This window comes from Enterococcus sp. B2E4, assembly GCF_030499455.1.
GTDB lineage: Bacteria > Bacillota > Bacilli > Lactobacillales > Enterococcaceae > Enterococcus_D > Enterococcus_D casseliflavus.
On the sequence record NZ_JAUKPK010000001.1, the window covers coordinates 56789 to 76684 of the forward strand.

At 39.5% G+C, this 19896-nt stretch carries 17 protein-coding genes; 4 read left to right on the forward strand and 13 right to left on the reverse strand.

The features are described 5' to 3' along the window. Positions 1-19: 19 nt before the first annotated feature. From Q1X33_RS00315 to Q1X33_RS00330, 4 genes are all read right to left on the reverse strand, one after another. On the reverse strand, positions 20-1030 hold the full coding sequence (locus Q1X33_RS00315) for a glycosyltransferase (protein WP_034868520.1): 1011 nt from the start codon (positions 1028-1030) through the stop codon (positions 20-22). 265 nt (positions 1031-1295) lie between these two features. Beyond that, positions 1296-3023: a phosphoenolpyruvate--protein phosphotransferase gene (gene ptsP / locus Q1X33_RS00320; protein ID WP_005225882.1), complete on the reverse strand. Its 1728-nt coding sequence runs from the start codon at positions 3021-3023 to the stop codon at positions 1296-1298. Beyond that, positions 3023-3289 (reverse strand): phosphocarrier protein HPr, encoded by a 267-nt coding sequence (locus Q1X33_RS00325; RefSeq protein ID WP_003126335.1) that lies wholly within the window; start codon positions 3287-3289, stop codon positions 3023-3025. The genes ptsP and Q1X33_RS00325 overlap by 1 nt, the downstream gene beginning before the upstream one ends. Positions 3290-3449: 160 nt before the next feature. Next, entirely contained in the window at positions 3450-3641 is a 192-nt protein-coding gene (locus tag Q1X33_RS00330; RefSeq protein WP_005225880.1) for a hypothetical protein, read from the reverse strand. A gap of 270 nt (positions 3642-3911) precedes the next feature. On the opposite strand from Q1X33_RS00330, the gene Q1X33_RS00335 reads away from it, so the two are divergent. Beyond that, complete coding sequence (locus Q1X33_RS00335; protein WP_005225879.1) at positions 3912-6176, forward strand: ATP-dependent Clp protease ATP-binding subunit; 2265 nt, start codon at positions 3912-3914, stop codon at positions 6174-6176. A 148-nt stretch (positions 6177-6324) separates the two neighbouring features. Continuing rightward, a complete protein-coding gene (locus tag Q1X33_RS00340) occupies positions 6325-6636 on the forward strand; it encodes a DUF1827 family protein (protein ID WP_005225878.1) in 312 nt (103 codons plus the stop codon). A 162-nt stretch (positions 6637-6798) separates the two neighbouring features. Here the strand turns inward: Q1X33_RS00340 and Q1X33_RS00345 are convergent, their stop codons facing one another. Both Q1X33_RS00345 and Q1X33_RS00350 read right to left on the reverse strand, forming a co-directional pair. Next, on the reverse strand, positions 6799-8118 hold the full coding sequence (locus tag Q1X33_RS00345) for a helix-turn-helix domain-containing protein (protein ID WP_241761011.1): 1320 nt from the start codon (positions 8116-8118) through the stop codon (positions 6799-6801). A 472-nt stretch (positions 8119-8590) separates the two neighbouring features. Beyond that, a complete protein-coding gene (locus Q1X33_RS00350; RefSeq protein ID WP_005225876.1) occupies positions 8591-9058 on the reverse strand; it encodes a hypothetical protein in 468 nt (155 codons plus the stop codon). 1028 nt (positions 9059-10086) lie between these two features. On the opposite strand from Q1X33_RS00350, the gene Q1X33_RS00355 reads away from it, so the two are divergent. Both Q1X33_RS00355 and Q1X33_RS00360 read left to right on the forward strand, forming a co-directional pair. Further along, positions 10087-10578, forward strand: coding sequence for a hypothetical protein (locus Q1X33_RS00355; protein ID WP_005225875.1), 492 nt, complete (start codon positions 10087-10089; stop codon positions 10576-10578). A gap of 20 nt (positions 10579-10598) precedes the next feature. Further along, a complete protein-coding gene (locus Q1X33_RS00360) occupies positions 10599-11657 on the forward strand; it encodes a DUF916 domain-containing protein (protein ID WP_005225874.1) in 1059 nt (352 codons plus the stop codon). Between the two features lie 140 nt (positions 11658-11797). On the opposite strand, the gene Q1X33_RS00365 is transcribed toward Q1X33_RS00360, so the two are convergent. From Q1X33_RS00365 to Q1X33_RS00395, 7 genes are all read right to left on the reverse strand, one after another. Next, the gene (locus Q1X33_RS00365; protein WP_005225873.1) at positions 11798-12568 is read right to left on the reverse strand and encodes a hypothetical protein; all 771 of its coding nucleotides are present in this window, start codon (positions 12566-12568) and stop codon (positions 11798-11800) included. A 663-nt stretch (positions 12569-13231) separates the two neighbouring features. Next, positions 13232-14812: a peptide chain release factor 3 gene (locus Q1X33_RS00370; protein WP_005225872.1), complete on the reverse strand. Its 1581-nt coding sequence runs from the start codon at positions 14810-14812 to the stop codon at positions 13232-13234. Positions 14813-15003: 191 nt separating this feature from the next. Continuing rightward, positions 15004-15819, reverse strand: a complete 816-nt coding sequence (locus Q1X33_RS00375) for a MetQ/NlpA family ABC transporter substrate-binding protein (protein ID WP_270787868.1) — start codon at positions 15817-15819, stop codon at positions 15004-15006. Between the two features lie 5 nt (positions 15820-15824). Beyond that, a complete protein-coding gene (locus Q1X33_RS00380; RefSeq protein ID WP_010748069.1) occupies positions 15825-16493 on the reverse strand; it encodes a methionine ABC transporter permease in 669 nt (222 codons plus the stop codon). Beyond that, positions 16480-17205, reverse strand: coding sequence for a methionine ABC transporter ATP-binding protein (locus tag Q1X33_RS00385; RefSeq protein WP_270787867.1), 726 nt, complete (start codon positions 17203-17205; stop codon positions 16480-16482). Before Q1X33_RS00385 ends, Q1X33_RS00380 begins: the two co-directional genes overlap by 14 nt. Positions 17206-17216: 11 nt before the next feature. Beyond that, entirely contained in the window at positions 17217-18233 is a 1017-nt protein-coding gene (locus tag Q1X33_RS00390) for a lipoate--protein ligase (protein ID WP_301969446.1), read from the reverse strand. Positions 18234-18472: 239 nt separating this feature from the next. Further along, positions 18473-19849: a hemolysin family protein gene (locus Q1X33_RS00395; protein WP_005225867.1), complete on the reverse strand. Its 1377-nt coding sequence runs from the start codon at positions 19847-19849 to the stop codon at positions 18473-18475. Positions 19850-19896 lie beyond the last annotated feature (47 nt).

The window sequence follows — 19896 nt, forward strand, 5'->3', positions numbered from 1 at the left end:
AAACTTTACATTAGTTTCTTCATTCCGTATTCATCACTTTTGTATAAACCTCTTGTAATTTAAACCCAATTTCATCAATACTCTTTTGCTTTGCTGTTTCATAACCCGCTTCACTCAATGGTGGTAACGAGCCCTCCACGATTCCTTTGATTTTCTCAATAAATCCTTCATTGGTTTTTTCCATGTATGCATTGTGCCCATTACTTAGCCACCCTTTATAAACAGGAATATCCCGAACGAGCACATTTTGGCGGCTGGCTAACGCCTCAAGGACTACGATCCCTTCTGTTTCTTCATAAGAAGGAAAGAAGAATAAATCGGCAGCGGAATATGCACCTTCGATGATATCCCCTTTGATATAACCTGGAAACAACACATTTTCTGGATGGTCTTCATTGACGAGGTCGCGGATCTGTTTAGGGATCGTCATCATTGGTGTATGACCAAACCAGATAAACGTATACTCAGGCAATTGTCTAGCTATCTCTACAAAATCAAGAATGCCTTTTCGTTCAAAAAATAAACCGACGGATATAATGACTTTTTGATCTGGTAAGAGATTGAAATACTCACGAAAGGCTTTTTCTTTCTCTTGATCCGGCTGATATTTGTCAAGATCGATGCCGTTTGAGATCGCTTCGATCGGTACTTGGATACCATACCCTTCCAAAAGTTCTTTCGAATAAGGAGTCGGGGTGATCAACTGATCGGCTCTAGAATAAAGATTGATCAAATATTTTTTATATAATGGCGAAAGCTGGTTTGAGCCGATAAATGAATTACGAAAATCCTCTTCTGTAGAATGGGCATGATAAATCACTTTTTTCCCTTGTCTTTTGGCTTTGTTGACCATGTGCATACTATTGATCCCATACGTGTTGATATGAAGGATATCATAGTCCTCATCATTTTTATCAAGAGTAAAAGGAATCCCGACAGATGTCAGTGCTCGTTGCTGATGGGCCAACGCTCGACCGATACCTGATTTAGCTAATAATTTTTCTCCTTCAAAATAAAGAAGTACTTTCAAAGATGATTCCTCCTTGGAAATGCTTATATCTGATATTAGTATACCATAGGCAATCGGAGACATACTCCTACCATGGTCCTAGATTTTGTTCCCCATTTAATCATAATACGTGAAAAACTTACGGAATCATAGCTTTATACAAAGATATGACAAAATTGTTCGTTTTCTGAAAAAACGAGTAGGCTATTGCAAGTCAAATCGAACAAGAAGGCTTCTTATAACAAAAAAAAGGCAACAAGCAAAATTGCTTGTTGCCTAGAAATGATTAGTTTACATACTGTTCGATTAGCTCAACAACTTCTTCCATTGTATCGCAATCTTCTAAAGCACGTTTTGCTAATTCTTGCATGTCAGTCGTTGACAAGCGTTTCATTAAGCTACGTGTTTTCAGAACAGATGTTGCACTCATTGAGAACTCATCTAAGCCCATACCTACAAGAAGCGGCACAGCAGTTTGATCGCCCGCCATTTCTCCACACATACCAGCCCATTTGCCTTCAGCATGCGCTGAATCGATCACGTTTTTGATCAAACGTAAAATTGATGGGTTGTATGGTTGGTACAAGTAAGACACGCGCTCGTTCATGCGGTCTGCAGCCATGGTGTATTGGATCAAGTCATTGGTACCAATACTGAAGAAGTCAACTTCCTTCGCAAACTTGTCTGCTAAGACAGCAGCTGCTGGAATTTCGATCATGATTCCGACTTGGATCTCGTTAGAAACCTCAACGCCTTCGTCAATCAATTTTTGACGCTCTTCTTCATACATTTTCTTCGCAGTACGGAACTCTTTCAATGTTGCCACCATTGGGAACATGATACGTAAGTTGCCGTGAGCAGAAGCACGTAACAACGCACGAAGTTGGGTACGGAACATGTCATCCCCAAGTTCAGATAAGCTGATACGCAATGCACGATAGCCTAAGAAAGGATTCATTTCATGAGGCAATTTTAGGTAAGGAAGTTCTTTATCGCCACCGATATCCATTGTACGGACAACCACTGGTTTGCCAGCCATTCCTTCTAAAACTGCTTTGTATGCTTTGTATTGGTCTTCTTCTGTTGGGAAATCAGGAGAATCCATGTACAAGAATTCAGTACGGTATAAACCGACTGCTTCTGCACCATTGTTGTGGACACCTTCTAAATCTTTAGGCGTTCCAATGTTCGCAGCTAATTCAAAGTGCTTACCATCAGCGGTAACTGTTTCAGCATCTTTTAATTTTTCCCATTCTGCTTTTTGTTCTGCGTAGGCTTTCCCAGCTTCAACAAATTCAGCTGCTTGGTCATCTGTCGGGTTGACGATAACGTCACCGATAATACCGTTAACAGCTAAGATGTCGCCCGCTTTCACTTTTGCAGTGATCTCCATTGTTCCAACGATTGCTGGGATTTCAAGAGAACGTGCCATGATAGCGGAATGAGAAGTACGTCCACCGATATCTGTTACAAAAGCTTTTACAAAGTTGCGGTCTAATTGTGCAGTATCACTTGGTGTCAAGTCATGCGCAACAACGACTACTTCTTCGTTGATCATTGAAGGATTAGGCAAAGTCACATTCAGCAAATGCGCCAAGATACGTTTTGCGACATCTTTAATGTCAGCTGCCCGTTCTTGCATGTAAGCATTGTCATCCATTGCTTCAAACATACCAATATACATGTCAGTAACTTCTTTCAACGCAGCTTCTGCATTGACTTTGTTATCTGTCACGTTTTGTTTGATTTGACCAATCATCTCAGGATCTGAAAGAACCATTAAATGAGCATCAAATACTTGTGCTTCTGCTTCACCTAAAGTTTGCGCTGCTTTGTCACGGATTTGTTGTAATTCCGCTGTTGACTTCGCTAACGCATCATCTAAGCGTGCTTCCTCTGCTGCAGTATCTTCAACTGATACTTTTGAAAAAGATAAATCAGGTTGTACTAACAGGTAGGCTTTCGCAACGGCTACACCATCACTAGCAGCAATTCCTTTTAGCATCTCAACCATTATTCAGACAAACCTTCTTTTTTCATTGTTTCTACGATTGCAGCGATTGCATCTGCTTCGTCAGCACCTTCAGCAGTGATAGTTACATCAGAACCTTGGCCAACGCCTAATGACATTACGCCCATGATTGATTTAAGGTTTACTGATTTACCTTTGTACTCTAAGTTGATATCAGAGTTGAATTTGCTTGCTGTTTGAACCAATAATGTAGCTGGACGTGCGTGAATCCCTGTCTCAGCAACTACGTGAAAATCTTTCTTTTCCATATTGATCAATCTCCTTTATGATACGTTTTTTTGTGTGAAGGCAAAATTTCCATGCATGCAATGACACCCGAAAAAAATCGCCCTTTCAACTGTTAAGATTACCATTTTTTTTCTCGATAGACAACCGTTTTCTCTTAAATAAACGATTGAAATAAATGTCCTATTTATTTTCTTGCACATAACGGTAGATGATCTTCCCATTTAAGCCCGCTTCTCCGACAAAAGAAGACCGATCTTCCAACTGGAGCCAGACATCTCTAAACGCCAGGAATTCTGGCTGTTGGACAATCAATTCTTGGATCTCTCCATTGCGCAAACGCGTTATTTCTGAAGCAAAATCTCTGTTCTCCATCGTCAATTCTCACCTCTTTCTTTCTATTATAATGGAATTACTTTTTATTTAAAAGACGCTTCTGCTAATGAAAGAGCGGCAAAAATTTTTACGAGTAAAATTCTTGCAGTCTGACAAAAAGTTAGTATAATAGAATTATGGTCAGTAAAGGTCAATAACACATTACCTCGAAGATGACCGTTTCTATGCACACAGCCCCTTTTCTTTTACAAGTGTAAAAAAGCGCCGTAAAATAAGGGTGTTGGAACAAATATGAAAGGTCGTGAATCTATGCTTTGTCAAAATTGCGGCAAAAATGAAGCGTCTATTCATTTATATGCCAGTGTCAATGGTCAAAGAAAACAACTCGATTATTGTCAAAGTTGTTACCAAAAATTAAAAGCTCAATCTGGGAATGCTGCAGCTGCAATGGCGCAAGATCCTTTTGGATTCGGCAATATTGATGATCTATTTCGTCAAATGTCTCGCCAGATGCAGCAAGGAAATACCCCTTATGAACAAACCCCTCCGACCCAAACCGGCGGTAACGGTTTTGTCGGCGGTCAGCCTCCACGCAATAACCAAGCACCTGCAGGTCTGTTAGGAGAATACGGTATCAATATTACCCAAATGGCTCGTGATGGCGAAGTCGATCCAGTCGTTGGTCGTGATTCAGAGATCAAACGAGTGATTGAGATCCTTAATCGTCGAACAAAAAATAACCCTGTGCTTATTGGTGAACCTGGGGTTGGGAAAACTGCCGTCGTTGAAGGGTTAGCCCAAAAAATCGTCGATGGCGATGTACCACAAAAACTGATGGACAAAGAAGTCATTCGTTTGGACGTTGCGTCTCTTGTTCAAGGCACAGGTATTCGTGGCCAATTCGAAGAACGCATCCAAAAATTGATTGAAGAAATCAAGCAAGCAGAAAACGTGATTTTGTTCATTGATGAAGTCCATGAAATCGTTGGCGCTGGTGCAGCTGGCGACGGAAATATGGATGCTGGAAACATCTTAAAACCAGCTCTTGCCCGTGGAGAACTACAAATGGTCGGAGCAACGACGTTAAATGAATACCGCATCATCGAAAAAGATGCTGCTTTAGAACGCCGTTTGCAACCAGTACGTGTGGATGAACCTTCTGTGGAAGAAACGATCCGCATCTTAAAAGGTTTGCAACCACGTTATGAAGATTATCATCATGTGAAATATACTGATGAAGCGATCGCAGCTGCCGCTACCCTTTCTAACCGATACATCCAAGACCGATTCTTGCCTGATAAAGCAATCGATCTACTAGATGAAACAGGTTCTAAGAAAAACTTGACGATCCAAATCGTTGATCCAAAAACGATCGAAAAGAAATTACAAGAAGCGGAAGAGCAAAAACAAGCTGCCTCTCGAGAAGAAGATTTCGAAAAAGCTGCTTACTATCGCGATCAAATCAATAAATTGCAAAAAATGAAGGAACGCCAAATCAGCGAAGAAGAAACGCCAGTCATTACCGAAAAAGACATGGAACAAATCGTTGAAGAACGGACGAATATTCCAGTTGGTGAATTGAAAGAAAAAGAACAAACCCAATTGAAAAATCTTGCGGATGACTTGAAAGCTAAAGTTATCGGACAAGATGAAGCGATCGATAAAGTAGCCAAAGCGATCCGCAGAAATCGGGTCGGTTTAGGCAAACAAAACCGTCCAATTGGCTCTTTCTTATTCGTCGGTCCAACCGGTGTCGGGAAAACCGAATTAGCAAAACAATTAGCCTATGAGATGTTTGGTTCTGAAGAATCGATGATTCGTTTCGATATGTCAGAATACATGGAAAAACACAGTGTATCCAAACTGATTGGCTCTCCTCCTGGTTACGTTGGCTATGAAGAAGCGGGTCAATTGACTGAAAAAGTTCGTCGGAATCCATATAGCCTGATTTTATTAGACGAAGTGGAAAAAGCCCATCCTGATGTATTGCATATGTTCTTGCAAATTCTCGATGATGGTCGTTTGACGGATGCCCAAGGACGTACAGTCAGCTTTAAAGATACCTTGATCATCATGACAAGTAATGCTGGAACTGGCAAAGTTGAAGCCAACGTCGGCTTTGGCGCAGCGCGTGAAGGCATCACTCGTTCCGTGTTAAATCAATTGAACAATTACTTTACGCCAGAATTTCTCAATCGCTTTGACGGGATCATCGAATTCAAGGCACTTAGCAAGGAAAACTTGTTATCGATCGTGTCCCTTATGCTGCATGATGTCAATCAAACACTTAGTCATCAAAAATTGCATATCGATGTTCCACAAGACGTGCAAGAAAAACTGGTCGATCTAGGTTACAGCGCAACGATGGGTGCTCGCCCATTGCGCAGGACCATCCAAGATCAAATCGAAGACGGGATTGCTGAATATTATCTTGAGCATCCTCAAGTCCGTCAGTTAAAAGCACAATTGGAGGATTCCGATAAAATCGTTGTAACTTCAGCTGAATCCTCTGCACTTCCTGAAGAAACACCTTCTGCTGAAGACGAAAAACCATCGGAAACAGATGAGCAATAACGTGTCAAAACGGTGACCAATCCGTTCGTTTTGCCAGACAACCATGTTTTGCCAAAAAATTGGGTAATTCCGAGTTGTCTGGCTTTTCTTTTGAAAAAAAACGACCTATAATGTTATTAATAAATACATAGAATGTGAGGTGAGTCTGGTGAAATTAATCAACGTTACAAACAGCCATTCTCGACTAGTATTGAATCAACTTGAAAATACCGACGCAGAACTTGTAAAGGTTTACACTGCCGGAGACACGACCGTGATCTTTACCTCAGCGCCGAACCACAATGAAATTTTGCTGATCAATAAAAAACGGAATATTCGCCCGACGGAAGTAGAAGAAATCAAAAATTACTTCTTGAAAAAATTACCTGATGGCTCCTATGATCCTGCTACGATCTCTGTGATCCAAATGCCCGAAGTGGTAGAAATCTCCATCAAAAAAACGTTGTCTTCCTCACGTTAGCTTTGCCTAATCACGTGTTTAAAAAATATCTATAAAAGGTGACTGTCGCAGCCCTCTTTTATAGATATCTTTTTTTGTCTTCTCTCCTCCTTCTTTCGCCTAGTACTTCGACCAACGCTACCTGATAGTCAAGCAAAAAAAGAGAGCGCTACGCTCTCTTTTTCAAGTATATTTATTAGAAATCATCGACTGGATCATCACATGTAGATTGTGCCAATCCTTGGTACTATGAACATTGCCAAAAAATGTAAATTTCTGTGACTCATTATGGATCAGCACGCCATCAGAAACCAGTATGTCTGAGTCTCCTAAGTTCGAACTAAAGTGAATCACATTTTCATTGTAAATTTTCAATAGTTTGTTCTTAATGACCGGAATATATTCTGGGTGGTTCAAAAGAGAAATACCAATGCGAATCGGTTCCTCTTTTTGGATAGGTAAATAAGATGCTGTAATCTGAGCGATTTTCCTTAAGAAAAGGGCTTCTTTTTCTATTACAAACGAATGGCGCTGCAAGACGGTCGCAATCAGCTCCTCCACCTCTAATACGCGTTCGTTCGTAGAGGACAAATCTTCAGTAGACACAAAACTATCCAAAAAGAGATGAAGACAGCCCCATGTATTCATCACTAATTCATAGGTAAGAAACGCTTCGATCGCTTTGGAAAGATCATACTTTTGCGACAAGACAGCCACAACATCGGCAGAAAATTCGACCAATGGATTCCCCGAGAGGTTTCGCAGCTGTTTCCCCAAAAGAAGTTTCTCTTGATTCGAGATCGTTTCAGGTATGAAGAGAAAAACCCAGAAATGATAAAAAATCTGTTCTTTCTCGATATCTTGCTGACTTCTGATCGGCAGCAGCTTGATCACTTGCTTTTCCCCATTGAGTTGCTTGATTTGCTCATAAATAGCGATGGAAGCTTCGTCTAATTCATTGACGATATAGCCCCTCAACACCGCATTCTCAATGATTGAAAACATAATGTCGTGCTTCACTTTTGTAGTTTTCAACGGCTCATATTCTTTCGCAGCTAATTCAACGCTTGCACGGGTGCGCTGATTGATGTAAACATTGCAAGCCATGATCTCAACTAAATAATGGTACATCCGCACACAAGGCTCTGCCCCTGTCAGATCAATGGAATCTGTATTGTTATTGATAGTAATCGGGACATTTTGGATAACCAGCATTTTTTTCAGATAGCTGATCAATTTATAACAATAAGAAATACTAAAAATCAATTCTTCTGAGATGTCCACCATACGGGTCTTTCTTTTTCTTAACAAATAGGATAATAGACGATAGTAAGGAGATTCTAAGAAATACTTCTTCTTTAGATTCACAAAAATATGCAAGCTTTGTTCTTCGTTTAATTCTCGTGACAAATAAACGGTTCTCTTTTTCAACAAAAAAATAGACTCGTCAAAGGTCGTAAACTCTCTCATATCTTCGGCGATTTCATTGATCAATATTTTCACCTGATACAAAGATTTGTTTATCGTTTCACATATTTTATCAAGAGACAGCTGCTTCTCCAAAATGATATTTCTAATAATAGTTAATTTATCTACCTGTTTTTTGGTTAAATAAAACCTATACAACTTTTCTATATACTCCAAAATTTTTTACCCGCCTTATTTAAAAAGTATCCTAGTTTCCAATTATAGTAAAATAAACTTAAATTTGAGCCTCTTTTTTCATTAAACGGACAATTTTAATAAAAACTTCAGAAAAATTCCCGCTTCTTAAAACAGAACGGGTGAGAAAAACTTGTGAAACGATTCTTACCTTTTGTAACAAAAAAGTGTTGGAAACCATTAAAAAGATCCTGGGAATTAGCGGTTTCCATAGACTTTGAAAAAATTCGTATTCTTTCATTGATTGGTAAGTGACTTGGAGAGTAAAATCATTTTCTAGCTGGACAAACTTCTTTGAGGAATCAAGTTCATTTCAAAGAGCTTGTAATAAAATATCTTCTCTTTTTAGCCAGCAATCTTTGTATTCATAAATGTTGATGATCGACAATTCATCACTCATCTCATTAATTGCCCGCATAATTTCTTCATCATCCGAATCAACATTGCCAATGACATGCAAATCATAATGAATACCAGATTTATCCACGCACTCAACGATATAACTGATGACATCTCCCCAAAAATGTTCCAATCGATGCGTGCCTCCTGCTTTTTCTAGCCTTGAACGTTCAGCGATACACAAAACGTTTTTCGAAGAGTATTGCAAGATGTTGATTTCCCCTAGTGATTCTGCTAAGTAGTCAAGAACCGATTGACGATCATCCTCTTGATCCACAATTAAATTTCTCTCTAAAATCGTGTTCGTCTTGTTGCTGAAAAAGCGCACAGTCAACATGGTAGCATTCTTTTTTCCACTGAAATTTATTCTGGTTTGCAGCATTTTGATTCACTCCTTAAAAGAACTTTGATCCTCTGCTATTAAGGATATAGTAAGAACCAGCTGATTTTTATCGTCTTTTTTTCAAAAAAACTACAAATAAAATAATCATTGTCACTCTTTTTCTTTCTACTGACTAAAAGACCTGACGATTAGAAACAAGTGGCAACTTCATAAAATTGAGAAAGACAAAAAAACTCTTTCAAAGCTTTCTTCAAAGAGTCTGATTGTGTATTTCTAAAAAATGATGCTTCCTATTAAAATCTATGGTTCATGAGATAGCCATCCCACACAGTTAGTTTTTTGAGATTTCTTTATAATGAAACAAACATGAACGTTTATTAACACAAGAGTACCCCTTGATGTCTCTGTCGCTTGAAGCTAGAAGAATTGTAGGTGCAGATTACTAATTGAATGAAAACGTTAATTGATATTTTTCATAAGTAACTTCGATATACCTATCCAATAGGAACGCATAAATAGAATCATACTTTTCAATCCCCACCCTACTCAACTGTTCATACGCGTAAAGCTACTTCCAAAAAAGTTTCTTAAAAATGATAGAAAGTTGGTTTCTATTGAATTGCAGGTGTTCACTGAAGAAATATCAGACATGAATTTTCAGAACTACTTTTACTGATACTACTGACCCAAAAAAAATTCTCAGAGACTACGAATAATATTATATTTCTTTTTAGGTCCAATCCTAGTTGGAACGACAATTCTTTCAACTCTGAGAAGACTTTGACTTAAAATAAAAGCCAAAATATAACCCTGCAACAAATTTACTTTCATAGTGATTATTACCGAATTGATAATTCATAGACAGAAAGATAGGTCGACTTGATAATCAGCATCATTTGACCACTAGAATATTTAATTAAATTATTGTATAAAAAAATCAGATTAATAAAATACTTTCTACTTTTTCATTAAAAATAGCGAAAAAACGGATAATAACATAATACACCATCATTGTATACTTTATTTAAGCAGTAAATCATCTGCAAAAATTAAAGTGAGGTTTTATTATGAAAAAAGTTATTTTGGGTACTACATTGGCAACATCTTTACTACTAGTAGGAGGAATCACTGCGTCAGCGACTATTGGAGACCCGGTTACCGCTCCCCCAATCGCTGTTACTATCACCGAACCAGAAAATGGTGCTAGCTTTAAATTTAACACCTTGACTTTAAATGAATTCGAAATTAGTGACGCCTTATTGGATGGAACTCAGGAAGGAACTATTGAAAACGTTGGTGGAATATTAACAAACTTGACTCGTGTCCCTATGAGCGTTACCATTAGAGTTTCTTCTGAATCTGATGGTATCTACTTCTCAGATTCACTGAAAGAAATCTCTTTGCCAGCAATAACTGCAGACCCTATCGCTCGTTCAACAGAAGGCGCGTCCGTTAACTTCACATTCAATCGTGAAACTGCTTTGCTAGACGAAGGCACGCCTACTATCACAGTTATTGCATCAGATACTCCTGACACTGGCAATGGCGATACATTTTAATTTAAAAAAAAGGATAGCATATGGATAAAATATCAAAACACAGAGACTCTTTTCTAAGAGTTTCTGTGTTCTTCCTCATATTGACAATAATCGCAAATATAAATATAAGTATTGCAACAGCGAATGAGACGACGAATACTTTAAAACTATCACTTAGTGATACCGAATATGAAACATCAAGAAATACTCTTACTTTTCCTTCTGATGTTGATAAAAAGTATACATTTGAAATTAAACTGGAAAACATTGGAGCTGGTGATTCATCAATAGCGGTCACTCCCTTTTCTTCAACTGCTATTTCAAGAGAATCCTCTATTTTGTACACCTCGAATACAGAGAACCTTCTCGATGATAAATACGACTTTTCAAATTATGTTACTATCGCTTCAGATGCTATAGACGAGGAGAATCAAATAGAAATTGCCCCTAATGAATCTGTTGGTGTCAGCATTACCCTAAATGTTCCAGACGACATAGAGCTTGAAGGTACTGTAATGGGTGGAATTAATTTTAAGCAAATATTAGGTGTTGAAACAGCTGAAGATTCTATTAGTATTGCGTCTGCCTACGAGTCTATCATTTTTATCAACTTAATTTTTAGCGAATATGAGGATATTCAAGATATTATTTATCAAGACTTCTCCTTTGTTGCGCTTCAAGATACAGTAAATCTACAATTTTATGCCCTCAACTATAATCCTATTTTAGGCAACTTGAACAATGCGCTTTACGAACTAATAAATCCAAATGGAGAAACAATTGCCTCTGGCGAGTTAGCAGATTCCGTTCTTTTAACGCCGTTAACCAAATCAAGAATGCAGATCCCTTTAATAGACGATAGTGAACTTATTGAAGGCGAATACCGTTTAACTATAGAAACAACTAGAAAAGCGATCACGACTACTTTTTCTTATGAGAAAGAAGACCTGGATAACTTCAAAAAAGAGAACCGTCCAACGAACACTGCCGATGTTCAGACAAATAATCAAATCCTTATCTGGATCATCTTTGTTCTCGTTGCAGCGTTGGCAGCTGCAGTCATTTACATTTTAAAATCAAAAAGAAAAAGAGAGGGCTAGTTCCTCTCTTTTGTTCTGCTTCTACTTATTCCATCGGTCATCAATTATTGAGAGATTCCTTTTTAAAGCAATATTGCGTATCTCCTCTCCGTAGTATCCTCTTCAGGGAGAAATAGAAGAAGTGTGACAAGAAAAACCGCTCATATCAAATAAGCGGTTTTTCCTGATATATGCCTAAATATTTTTTCTTGAATGATCATTTCTTTTGAAAAAAAGGTTGCTGTCTCGTACTGGGTTTTCTCCCCTAAAAATAACTCAGTACTAGCCTCATCCTCGACATCACTGATTGAATCTTCTAGTTTGGTAGAATCATTATCAAGGGAGTCTTCTTCCAAGTTTGCTTGCTCGTCGTAAATAGATTCTGCTTCTTCCTTTCGGCTCTCGGATTTTTCCTCGATGCCATTGTCTTCTTGCTTTTCATCCTCTTGGTCTTCATCTGTCAAGTTTTCATCTGGAATCTCTTCTTTTTCCTCATCCGTCTGATTCATTTTTATCTCTTTCGTAAAGGTCTCAGAATCATCAATTGCTGTAAACGTGACTGATAGGTAGTACTCAGAGTTGGCATCAAGGTATTCCTTTATGTTCAATGTTGCAGCTACATTAAGAATCATTGATGTTTCATCAGTATCCTCAATCTGAATGATCATCTCTTCCGAACCGTTCACACTGTTTAGCTCTGCTGAAAATGCTTCTCCGATAGCCGTGATCGTTACGTCAAAAGCACCTTCACTGCCGTTGCTATCGACAGACAGCTGAAGATCTTGTGTGGTTTTCAACAAATAATAGTGTTCGTCCTTAAAGTCAATCGTGTTCAAATCAAAAATCAACGTTTCGGAAACCTCATCAGCTGCAGCCTCTATTGTTGGAAAGAAAAATATCGCGGAAAATATGAATAACAAACTTTTTAGCACTACCTAGTCCCCTTTCTGCTTTCAGAAAACACTTTTATTTAATAAATAATCATTTGCTTTAGCAAAATCGATAGATAGATAACTGTAAACTAGCAATAAGACTAATTCATTTTGGCGTCCCGAAGCCATGGTACACCAACTGAAAACTTAAACCATCTGTTAGAAGTGCTTCAAATGAAGTTTCAAGGGCTATCACCGATTCATGCTCAGATAAAGAAAGCTTAGGCTTCACTAGTAGCATCTGACAAAAAAACATGTCCCTCAATCAAATGATTAAACGACCTTTATCACTGGCAATCTATTCTCTGCTTTTCCTCTACTTTCAAACAAGTGAAAATTTCCTGAATCATCAAATGTGCCTATGATCTTTTTCTATTCATTTCAAATGCATTTCCTTGTGGTCACCTTTAATACTACGCTCTTTTTCCGACTCATTTTATCTTCTTTTAAAAGAATGGTTATAAATTAGGATAATTGTCTAATCATTGGACGATTGCCCCCAATCATGCAACCTTCCTTCTGTATCAAAAGCACGTTTTCAGCAAAAAAAGCCCCTTCTTATCCATTTGAATAAGAAAGGACTCTCTACGATCGTTCAATTAAAAAAGATCAGCCTTACGTACAATGTTGCGCATACCTAGACAGTCTCGCGGGAAACGACTCTTACATCAAACTCTTCAATTCGACGTCTGGGTACTTATCTGCGAACCAACGCATTGCAAATTGATTTTCAAATAAGAACAATGGCTGGTCGAAACGGTCTTTCGCTAAAATGTTACGACTGGAGCTCATACGCTCATCCAAGTCTTTCGGATCGATCCAACGGGCGATCTTGTGGCCCATTGGGGTCATAATGACTTCAGCATTGTACTCATTCATCATGCGATATTGGAAAACTTCAAATTGCAGTTGCCCGACAGCACCGATGATATACTCATCACTAAGATACGTCTTGTACAACTGGATAGCCCCTTCTTGGACCAACTGATAGATTCCTTTGTGGAAAGATTTTTGCTTCATCACATTTTTTGCAGTGACTTTCATAAAGAGTTCCGGAGTAAACGATGGTAGCTCTTCGTAAGCAACTTTTAGTTTTCCTTCATAGATCGTATCGCCAATTTGATAATTTCCCGTGTCATAGACACCAATGATATCTCCAGCGACTGCTTCTTCAATATTTTCTCGGGTATCTGCCATAAATTGTGTCACATTGCTGAGTTTCATTTTTTTGCCAGTACGCTCAAGCGTCACGTCCATGCCTCGTTCAAAAGTTCCTGAACAAATACGGACAAAGGCGATCCGGTCACGATGGGCAGGGTTCATATTTGCTTGGATCTTGAACACAAAACCGGACATTTCTGGTTCATATGGACTGACTTCATCACCAGCCAAAGTTTTGTGACCGTAAGGCGCTGGTGCAAAGGACAAGAAGGTTTCCAAAAAAGTCTGCACGCCGAAATTCGTAAGGGCGGAACCAAAGAACACGGGTGTTTGATCGCCTCGTGCGATTTTTTCTGTATCAAAGGCATCGCCAGCTTCTTGCAGTAATTCTACTTCTTCTAAAACTTGTTGGAACAGCCCATCTTCGGCAAATGGATGATCTGCAGGAAATTGTCCATTTTCATCTAGGGCAACTAAACGTTCCCCACCGTGATTGTCTGGACGATAAAATTCGACCCGTTGGTTATGGATATCATACAGTCCTTCCAAGCCTTTCCCCATGCCGATCGGCCAATTCATTGGAAATGATTCGATCTCTAAAAGATCTTCTAGTTCTTCTAATAATTCTAATGGTTCGCGGCCATCACGGTCGAGTTTATTGATAAAAGTAAAAATCGGAATACCGCGTTTTTTAACGACCTGGAAGAGTTTTTTCGTTTGTGCTTCGATCCCTTTTGCGCTATCGATCACCATGACCGCACTATCCACCGCCATCAAGGTACGGTAGGTATCTTCAGAAAAGTCCTCATGCCCAGGGGTATCTAAAATATTGACCCGTTTGCCTTGGTAATCAAACTGCATAACGGAACTGGTAACGGAGATCCCCCGTTGTTTTTCAATTTCCATCCAGTCGGACTTTGCGAAATTCCCAGTCTTTTTCCCTTTGACTGTACCAGCTTGGCGAATCGCGCCACCGAATAATAATAATTGTTCTGTAATGGTTGTTTTCCCCGCATCCGGGTGGGAAATAATCGCAAAGGTACGGCGACTATCTACTTGTTGTTTTAATTTTGGATTATCCATTGATTTTATTGCTCCATTTCTTGTATTTACAATGCGAACAGTGTCCATTTTAGCCTGTCGCTAGTTTTCTGACCAAATCAGTATATCATGGATAAGGGTGATAAAAAAGCAAAAAAAGACAAGAAATCCCTTTGACTACTCTCTTTTACAGAGTTAGGCAAAGGGCGTTCTTTCCATTTGATGGAAAGAAATTAAAATGCTGGCAATAAGGTATCGCTATGGTCGTTTTCTAAAAATTCGCGAACTTTATCGCTAGTCATGGCACGGCGCAAAACGGCTATTTTTTCAGAATCTTGATTGTCTTCTCGAGCAACCAATGAGATAGCAAAGCGATCATCGATCGTTTTTTCTAAGAAAAGGGCATCGGCTGGTTTCAAACCGATTTTCGCGATATAGGTTGGGTAGTTGTATACCAAGGATACATTCGGTTCATCATAGGCTTCCGCAAGATTCAGTAAATCAACAGATAACCATTCAAAGTTTTTGGGATTTTCGGTAACGTCTTTAAGTGTTCCATTGTCACCAACGCCATCTTTAAGAGTGATCAACCCTTCTTCTGCTAAAATCGCTAACGCTCGACCTTCGTTAGACACATCATTCGGCAGTGCGACTTTCGTTCCTTCTGGAATATCATTGATATCCGTATACTCTTTGGAATAAAAACCGACTTTTGCGTTGTAGATTTTATCTAATGCCACTAGGTTTGCATCTTTTTCTTCATTATACATTTGCATATATGGTTCATGTTGCGCAAAGTTGGCATCGACCTCGTCATTATTCAGCAGCTCATTGTACTGGATATTGTCATTGACTTGGACCAACTGGATTTCCCAGCCATCTTCCACTGCTTCCGCTGCAACTTTTACGACATCGGTCATTGGTGTCGTTTGCGAAGCGACTTTGATGATTTTCTCTTCGCTCGCCTCATCCGAACCCGTACCGCAAGCCCCCAATACACCTAATGCCAATACACTCAATCCTAAAACAAATCCTTTTTTCACTTTCATTCCTCCTATTTTCGTTTATCAAGTTTTCTTGCTGCTTGATTGCCAATCCCTTGCAGGATAAAGACCAAAAGAATCATGATGATAATTGCAAAATACATGACGCCATATTCGTAGCGTTGATAGCCATAGCGGATCGCAAAATCGCCGATACCGCCGCCGCCAACGATCCCCATCACCGTCGAATAAGAAACCATACTGACTGCCGTCGTCGTTAAAGATAAAATCAAGCCGCTTCTAGCTTCCACCAGTAAAAACGACCAAACGTATTGCCATTGACTGACGCCAAGGGATTTCGCCAAGTAAGAAACTTCTTCTGGGACATCCAGCAGTACTTGCTCCGTCAAACGAGCAAAAATACTCATAGCAACGATGCTCAAAGGGAAACTGGCGGGAATTGGTCCAAATGAGCTACCTAAAAGCATCCGCGTCAGTGGGATCAAGGCTACGACAAATAATAGAAACGGAAATGAGCGGATAATCGTCACAACGAGATTCAAACCCTCATAAAGAAATGAGATTTTTTTCCCACGACTGCGGCTAAGAAAGAGCCAGACACCTAGCGGTAGTCCTAAGACAATGGCTGCGAGCATCGAAATCCCCATCATGATCGCTGTTTCTTTTAAAGACTGAAGTAATTCAGGCAGATAATACAAAATACTCTCACTGATCGTCATGCAGCAAACTCCTCTCCACTTTGTCCACATAAGAGCTTTCTTTGCGGACAATTGGCTGTGGCTGATTGACAAATTCCGCCGCAAAGACTGCATCTTCCAATACAAACACACGTTGACAAATTTGTCTGACTGCGGTTAGCTCATGACTAACGAAAATGACTGCTGGCTGAAACGTCTGTTGAACTTTTTGCAGTAAAGCAAGTACATCGGCTTTCGTATCTTCATCCAGCGCACTAGTGGGTTCGTCACACAGCAAGATTTTCGGCTCACGGATCAACGCCCGTGCGATAGCCACTCGTTGTTTCTCCCCACCGCTCAACTTGGCTGGATAACTGTCGGCTTTGTCTTCCATCCCAACAAATGAAAGCATCTCCAACACCTTCTTTGATGATTTCCCCATTAACTTCAAGGGCAAATAGACATTTTCAAAAACGGTTCGATTGTGTAGCAGATTGTAATTTTGAAAAATCATGCCGATTTCCTGCTGCGCATGTAGCAGTTGCTTTTTGTTTAAGGGATCGATTCGTTTCCCGTCAAAGAGCAGCTCCCCACTGTCAGGTGTCTCAATTAAGTTCAAAAGCCGAAGCAACGTTGATTTCCCCGAGCCGCTTTTGCCAACGACCCCAACAATTTCCCCCGGCTGAACAGCAAAAGAAAGACTATCTAGGACGCTTCGATCGTAACGCTTTGTGATGTTGATGGCTTCTAGCATCTTTTTTCCTCCTAATCAAACAGCAACGCAAGAAATTCAGCGTTAGTCATCTGATGGATAAATTGCTCGATGGCAATATCCTTTAGCAAGCGGCTAATGGTGTTTTGTTCAAAATCTATACCTCGTAGCATCGCTTCAAGTTCACTGATCTCTTTTTGTCCAAAAAAATCACCGGTAATTTGAATCGCTGCAATCTTGCCTTTGTTGACAGTAAAATCGACTTCAACGATCCCAACCTGCGCAAACCGCTTTCTTTTTTGCCATTCAAAAGCAGGCGCTTCATTAAAAATCCACTCATTGTTCGCGTAACGTTCTTCAAACAACGTTTGGATTGCTTGGCGATCCGCATCCGTCAAGACGATCTCTTGCTCACTGATTTCATCAATCGATTCTACTTCATAGATTCGGCAAAGGAGTGTGTCTCGAAATGCCTTGGTATCCATTGATTGGTATTGTTCTGCCAAATACGGTTTAATATTCGTCACACTTTTCCGTACGGATTTCGTTGCTTTAGAGGCAATTTTTTCTTGGGCAACGTGTAGGACTTTTGTTAATTCTTCTAGATCCACATCATACATCAATGTGCCATGAGAATACGTTCGACCTTTTTTTATATACATCGCATTGCCAGAAAACTTTTTCCCATCAATGAACAGATCATTGCGGCCATGTACTTCTACCTCCTTGGCTCCCATTGCCGCTAAGCCTTTCATGATCGGTTGTGTTGCACTTTGGTAGTCACCAAAACTCGTGGCATCTTTTTTGGTGACAAAACTAAAGCTCATGTTGCCTAGATCGTCATAAACTGCTCCACCGCCAGATGTCCTGCGAGTCAACACGATATTGCGACTCCTTAAATAGTCAAAATCAATCTCTTGATACGCATTTTGATTTCTGCCGATTATAACACATGGTTTTTGTATGTATAACAGAAAACAAGGTTCTGAAACATCTACGTTATTCATTAAATACTCTTCAGTTGCCAAATTGTAACGGATATCCTCACTAAGCATACGGTAAAATTTCATTTCAAGTCCCTCGTTCTTATTAGATTTCTATGGATATTCTCGCTTTTCTTACGGAAAATTGCAATCAGACTGCTTAACGATAAGATACACGTGTTTTTTTATCTGTTTTTAAACTGTATTATTGATTAGATTTATCGTAACCGTTTCTTACAAACAAATCAAGGGGAATAAGTAAAAAAAAGGAACAAAAAAGACCAAAGCAGTTGCCTTGGTCTTTCTCATTTCATTCATGCGGAACTTTAACGGCGAGGCTCATCTTCCTCAAAATCTTTGCGGAAATAGCGGCGTTCTTCTTCTGGTTCCACTTCGCCTTCTTCTGGATCATGGAAGATTACACGGATCTTCAAGACACGTGATCCTTCCATTTCTTCAGAAATCAATTTCACGTTATCGACTTCAAAGGAAAGTTTTTCTCCTTCATCTGGAATCATTCCTAAAGCAGTGATCAGGTAGCCTGCCATCGTATCGACGTCGCTCATATGCAAGCTCATATTGAAAGCTTCATTGAAATCATCGATCAGCATCCGACCTTGGATCACGTATTCTTTATCAGAGATTTTTTCATAAAGCTCTTCGACCTCATCGGATTCATCATCGATCTCACCGACGATTTCTTCAAGCAAGTCTTCTAATGTAACTAACCCAACGACTCCGCCGTATTCATCAAGCAAGATCGCCATTTGGTTTTGGGTTTTCTTTAATTCATAAAGCAAATCATCGATAAAGACTGTTTCTGGAACAAACAGTGGTTCTTGCAAGATCTGCTTGATGTCCATTGTTTCAAAGCCGTATTTGTAGGCACATTTCAAAAGATTTTTGGTATGCAAAATCCCAACGACTTTGTCTTTATCTTCATTATATACAGGAATACGAGAATAATTTTCTGCTAAAATTTCAGTCAAAATTTCTTCTACTGAGTCATTGATATCCACCATAAAGGCAGAGGTTCGAGGAACCATGACTTCACGGGCGACTTTCGTATCTAATGAAAAGATCCCTTGCAACATCTCTAATTCATCTTCTTCAAAGACCCCTTCTGTTTCCAACATATACCGCATTTCATCACGGGTCATCTTTGTGTCTTCATCGTCAAATTCCATTGGAGTGATCCGCGCCAATAAGCTTGTTGAAGCAGATAAGAACCAGACGAAGGGCTTTGCAATAATCCCGATCGTTCGAATCACACCAGAAGTGAACTGGGCAACTTCTTCTGATTTGTTCATGGCGATACGTTTTGGATACAACTCACCGAAAACGATCGACACATAGGTCAAGATCGCTAAAACGATAATGTTCGCTAAGCTTTTAGCCGCCGTTCCTCCACCTAATAAAGGTGCCAGACGGGTCGACAAGGTATCTGCCAGAGATGCCCCAGATAAGATATTCACCAAGGTAATCCCAACTTGGATCGTTGACAAGAAATTTGTTGGATTATCAATGATTTTCAATAATTTTTGTGATTTGACATTTCCTTCTTCCGCTTTTTGCTCCACACGGTTTTTGTTGACTGAGACGACTGCGATCTCAGAGGCCGCTAGAAAAGCGTTGATCAATGTCAAAACGATCAATAATAAAATTTGCGCTAGAAGCGACTGACTCTCGGGGTCAGCATTCATAATAGCATTCTCTCCTTATTTTTTCATATTCTAAAAAAAATCGTGGG